This window comes from Xanthobacter sp. (assembly GCF_041911315.1).
GTDB classification, from domain to species: Bacteria; Pseudomonadota; Alphaproteobacteria; order Rhizobiales; family Xanthobacteraceae; genus Xanthobacter; species Xanthobacter aminoxidans.
This window is the reverse complement of record NZ_JAYRPE010000032.1, coordinates 1-5,485: the sequence shown is the minus strand read 5'-3', so window position 1 is coordinate 5,485 and position 5,485 is coordinate 1. Positions and strand designations below refer to the sequence as shown.

General features: G+C 70.1%; 5 protein-coding genes. All 5 read right to left on the bottom strand.

The annotated features are described in order from the left end of the window. Window positions 1–1,685: acyl-CoA synthetase (locus ACE3QW_RS10920; RefSeq protein WP_374251522.1), on the bottom strand; the 1,685-nt coding region annotated here is incomplete at its 3' end. Between the two features lie 34 nt (window positions 1,686–1,719). Next, window positions 1,720–2,934 carry a CaiB/BaiF CoA transferase family protein gene (locus ACE3QW_RS10915; RefSeq protein WP_374251521.1) on the bottom strand — a complete coding sequence of 405 codons (1,215 nt, stop codon included), beginning with the start codon at window positions 2,932–2,934 and terminating at the stop codon, window positions 1,720–1,722. Window positions 2,935–2,949: 15 nt separating this feature from the next. Next, a complete protein-coding gene (locus ACE3QW_RS10910) occupies window positions 2,950–3,741 on the bottom strand; it encodes an SDR family NAD(P)-dependent oxidoreductase (protein WP_374251523.1) in 792 nt (263 codons plus the stop codon). Beyond that, window positions 3,741–4,946 (bottom strand): acyl-CoA dehydrogenase family protein, encoded by a 1,206-nt coding sequence (locus ACE3QW_RS10905; protein WP_374251520.1) that lies wholly within the window; start codon window positions 4,944–4,946, stop codon window positions 3,741–3,743. Before ACE3QW_RS10905 ends, ACE3QW_RS10910 begins: the two co-directional genes overlap by 1 nt. An 11-nt stretch (window positions 4,947–4,957) precedes the next feature. Next, the coding region (locus ACE3QW_RS10900) for a phosphotransferase (protein WP_374251519.1) at window positions 4,958–5,485 on the bottom strand (528 nt) is incomplete at its 5' end.

Here is a 5,485-nt window from a genome sequence, read left to right as displayed (position 1 = left end):
GGGACCATCCTCTCGGCGGCGCGGGCCTTCTCCAGGTCGCGCAGCACCTTGCGTTGCACCTTCCCGGTCATGGTCTTCGGCAGCTCGCCGAGAAACTCGATGGCGCGGGGATATTTATAGGGAGCGGTGACACGCTTCACGTGATCCTGCAAGGCGCTGGCGAGAGCGTCGTCGCCGGTGAGCCCCGCGCGCAGCACAACGAAGGCCTTCACGATCTCGCCGCGCTCGGGATGGGGCGCCGCCACCGCCGCGCATTCCTGCACCGCCGGATGGTCGAGCAGGGCGTTCTCCACCTCGGACGGACCGATGCGGTAGCCGGCGGAGTTGATGACGTCGTCATTGCGGCCACGATGGTAGAAATAGCCGTCCGCATCCACCATTCCGAGGTCGCCGGTGACGAACCACCGCCCCTCCGGCCCGTCCACATGGGCGCTGGCGGTGCGCTCGGGCTCGTTGAGATAACCGATCATCATCTGCGGGTTGGGGGTGAGAAGGGCGATATCGCCCTCCACGCCGGGCGGCAGGCGGTTGCCCGCGCCGTCGATGACGGCGAGATCGAGGCCCGGCAGCGGCTTGCCCATGGAGCCCTCGCGCGGGGCGACGCAGGGATAATTGAGCAGCGTCATCAGCGTCTCGGTCTGGCCGTAGGCTTCAAGGATGGGGACGCCTGTCGCTGTCTGCCAGCGCGCCGCGACCGCGGGGTTCAGCGTCTCGCCGGAGGAGACGGTGTGGCGCAGGCGCGAGAGGTCGTGCTCGGCGACGCCGGCATCCACCACCCGGAAAAGCTCGGTGCCCGGCGCGCAATAGACGGTGATGCCGTAGCGCTCCAGCAGCCGCAGGCGCTCCTTGGGGTCGAACGGGCCATCGTAGAAGAAGCTGGCGGCCCCGCAGCTCCACGGGCCGAAGAGGATGGAGGTGCCGGCCTTGCTCCAGCCGGTGTCGGCGGTGCACCAGATGGTGTCGCCGGGGCGAAGATCCAGCCAGGAGACGGCCGAGCCGCGCCAGGCGTAGAGCCCGCGGGAGGCGTGGAGCACGCCCTTCGGCTGGCCGGTGGAGCCGGAGGTGTAATAGAGCACGGCAGGATCGTCGGCCCTGACGGTCACCGGCGCAAAGGCCTCGTCGCCGGAGGCCAGCGCCTCCTCCAGCGGCTCGAAGCCGGGGGCGCCGCCAAGGGGGCCTGTCAGCGCGAGGCGCACCGGCACCTCCCCCATCACGTTGGCGAACTTCGGTGCGTGCTCGGCCCGGGCCACCACGGCCCGCACGCCGGCATGGCGCACGCGATATTCGATGTCCTTGGCGGTGAGCATCTCGATGGACGGGATGGGCACCGCCCCGAGCTTCAGGCAGCCCACCATGGCCACCTGCCATTCGGGAATGCGCGGCAGCATGACCAGCACCCTATCCCCCTTCCGGATGCCGCGTGCCGCCAGCGCCGAGGCGAAGCGGCTGGTCAGGCGCGCCATGTCCGAGAAGGAGAAGCGCCGCTCCTCGCCCGCCGCATTGGCCCAGATGAGGGCGTCCCCGTCCGCGGTGCGGGCGAAATGATCCACCACGTCGGCGCCGAAGTTGAACGTCTCCGGCACCTGCCAGCGGAAGGTGCGGACCGTTTCGGCATAGTCGGTCATGTTGGGCGCCATTTTGGTCGGCGCCATCTGGCTGAGGGCCATGGTTTCCTCCCGGAGCATTGTGCTCTCTTGGTGCTCTCCTGCGGGTATTGCCTCAGATGGCCCGGCTGGCCTTGAGCGCGGCGATCTCCTCGGGCGCATAGCCAAGGCCCGCCAGCACCTCGCCATTGTGCTCGCCGAGCAGGGGCGGCGGCGAACGCAGCGTGCAGGGCGTCCCGGAATATTTCACCGGAAAGCCGAGCTGGGGAATGGTGCCCTCCACCGGATGCTCCATGGACATCAGCATCTGCCGGTGGCGGGCGTGGGGATCGGCGAACGCCTCCTCCATGGAGAAGACGGGGCCGAAGGGAATGTCGGCGGCTTCAAGCTCGGCCACCCATTCATCGCGCGTCTTGCGGGCGAACAGGTCGGCGAGGGTGGCCTTCTGCGCCACTTCCCGCTCGCCCTCCGGCCACTGGTCGTCCTTAAGAGCGGGCAGGCCCACGGCATCGCAGAAGCGGTGCCAGAAATGCGCCTCGATGAGGCCCAGGGCGACGTGCTTCCCGTCGGCGCAGGCATAGACGTTGTAGCAGGGCGCCTGCCCGATGAAGGGCCGCTCGCCGCCCTTCGGCTCGATGCCGGTGAAGAGATGGTCGGCGCCGTGCAGCGACAGCCAGGACATGGCGCCGTCATGCATGGACACGTCCACGAACTGCCCGCGCCCGGTGGTCGCCCGCGCCAGCAACGCGGCGAGGATTCCCGTGGAGGCCATGAGCGAGCCGCCGCCCACGTCAGCGATGGAGAGCCCCGGCACGATGGGGCCTTCCCCCGCCTTGCCGAACAGTTGCAGCGCGCCGGCTTCGGCGAGGTAGTTGAGATCGTGCCCCGGTTTGAGCCGGCTCGGCCCGTCCTGCCCGTAGCCGGAGATGGCGCAATAGACGAGGCGCGGATTGATCTCGGCGAGGGTGTCATAGCCGAGGCCGAGGCGGTCCATGACGCCGGGCCGGAAGCCCTCCAGAAGCACGTCCGCATCCTTCACCAGCTTGAGGAGGATGGCGCGGCCCTCTTCCGACTTGAGGTTCAGCGTCAGGCTCTTCTTGTTGCGGTTGAGCAGCAGGAAGGAGCCGGATTCCGCCCGGTTCAGCGGCGGGAAGATGCGGTTGTAGTCGCCACCCTCGGGCTGCTCGATCTTGAGCACGTCGGCGCCGAGGTCGGCCAGCATCAGCGAGCAGAAGGCGCCCGGCAGCAGGCGGGTGAGGTCCAGCACCTTGAGGCCGGCGAGGGCCAAGGGGGTGGAGCGCGGTGTGGATGTGGGCGTGAGGGCGTTCATCTCTGGTCTTTCGGATCAGGCGGCGGTCCAGCCGCCGTCCACCGCCAGCGAGGCGCCGGTGATGTAGGAGGCGGCGGGCGAGGCGAGGAACAGGCAGGCGCCGACCAGCTCCTGCGGATGGCCGAAGCGGCCCATGGGCGTGCGCCCGGTGACGCGCTCGGCGAGCTTGGGGTTCTGGCGCATGCCTTCGGTCAGCTCGGTTTCGAAATAGCCGGGGCCGACGGCATTCACCCGCACGCCCTTCTTGGCCCATTCGAGCGCGAGTTGGCGGGTCATCAGCTCCACCCCGCCCTTGGCAGCGCAATAGGCCGTGGTGCGCGCCAGCCCCACCCGGCCGGCGACGGAGGTGATGTTGACGATGGCGCCTTCGCCCTGGGCCAGCATCACCCGGCCTGCCGCGCGGGCGGCGAGGAACACGCCGGTGAGGTTGGTGTCCACCACCTGCCGCCATTCAGCGAGGCTGGTGTCCTCGGCGGTCTTGTACCAGGGGTTGATGCCGGCATTGTTGACGAGCACGTCGATGCGGCCATGACGCTCCACCACCGCGCGGGCCAGCGCCTCGACATCCGCCTCGCTCGCCACGTCGGCGGCGATGCCTTCGGCCGATCCGCCCTGCGTGGCGATCGCGGCGGTCGCCTCGGCTAGCGTCTCGGCGCTGCGGCCGGTGAGCACCACATGGGCGCCGGCGTCGGCAAAGCCCTCCGCTACGGCGCGGCCGAGGCCCCGCCCCCCACCAGTGACGATGACGATCTTACCGGCAAGGCCGGGCATGGGCGCCGGATGGGGTAGGGGAAGGGCGAGACCCATCACGCGGCCCTCCCTTCCGGCACAGCCTTCACGGCCGCGCCACGGGCGAGCCGGCGCGCGATGTTCCAGCGGTGGACCTCGGACGGGCCGTCATAGATGCGGAATCCGCGCACGTCGCGGAAGATGCGCTCCACCTCCGTGTCGCGCGTCATGCCGAGGCCGCCCAGCACCTGGAGCGACCGGTCCACGATGCGGAAGATGGCTTCGGAGGCGAACACCTTCACCATGGAGCTTTCCACGTTCGCCTTTTCGCCCTTGTCCAGCAGCCAGGCGGCGTGGCGGATGGCGAGGCGGGTGGTGTGGAGATCGATCTCGTTGTCGGCCAGCATGAAGCCGACGCCCTCGTGTGACAGGAGCGTGCCGCCGAACGCCTCGCGCCGGCCCGCGTATTTGGTGGCGATGTCGTGGGCGCGCCGCGCGGCACCGAGCCAGCGCATGCAGTGGGTGAGCCGCGCCGGCACGAGCCGCGCCTGCGCATGGCGGAAGCCCTCACCCACGGCACCGAGCACGTCGGAGGCGGGAACGCGCAGATTTTCCAGCGCCACTTCCGCGTGGCCGCCGGTGAAGGAGCTGTCCAGCGTGTCGAGCGCCCGCACGATGCGCACGCCCTCCGCTGGCAGATCGGCGAGGAACATGGTGGCGCCCACGTCCCGCCCCTCGACGACGGTGCGGGCCATGATGATGGCGAAGGCCGCCCCCTCGGCGCCGGTAATCAGCCATTTGAGGCCGTTGATGACGAAATGGTCGCCGTCCTTCACCGCGGTGGTCTTGAGCAGCGACGGGTCGGCCCCGGCGCCGGGATGCGGCTCGGTCATCAGGAAGCAGGAGCGCGTCTCGCCCGCCGCCATGGGGGCGAGGTAGCGGGCCTTCTGCGCTTCGCTCGCCACCTCGGCGAGAAGGTGCATGTTGCCCTCATCCGGCGCGGCGATGGCGAGCGCGATGGGGCCGAGCATGGAATAGCCCGCCGCCTCGAACACGACGGCCTTGCCGAGGTGGGAGAGGCCGAGACCGCCCCATGCCTTCGGCACGTGCGGGCTCAGCAGCCCGGCCGCGCGCGCCTTCGCCACCAGGTCGCGGCGCAAATCGTCGGTGGGGCCGTGGGCGGTGCGGCGGGGGTCGGCCTCGAAGGGCAGCACCTCGTCACCCACGAAGGCCGCGGTGCGGGCCTCCAGCGTGGCGAGATCGGGGGGGAGCGCGAAATCCATGGGCATCGCCTTCAGAAGGTCTTGTCGTTGATGATGTCGAGGGTGAAATCGAACAGCGCCTCGGCGAGCGTGCCGAAGCCGGCATAGCGCGGGTCCGCCGTCTCGCCGGCGAGGTGCCGCGCGTGGAGTTGGTGGAACACCACGCCGAGCTTCAGCATGGTAAGCACGCGGTAGACCTTGAGCTGGGACAGGTCCCGGCCGGTGGCGCGGGCATAGGCATCCGCCGCTTCGGCCCGCGTCAGGAAGCCGGGGCGGGCCGTGGGCATCTGCGCCAGCTCGTGCATGCACGGCGGGTCGCCGGCCTCGGTCCAGTAGCTGAGCAGTGTCGCGAGGTCGAACAGCGGGTCGCCACGGGTGCCCATGTCCCAGTCCACCACGGCGACGGGGGCGCGGGTGGCCGGGTCCAGCAGCACGTTGTCGAGCTTGAAATCGTTATGGAGAAGCGTCGGCGCCGACGCGTCCCGCACCTCTGCGGCGGCGAGCCAGCCGGCGACGGCGCGGGCGGCCGGGGAGAGCGCGCCCTGCGCCACCCGCTCGGC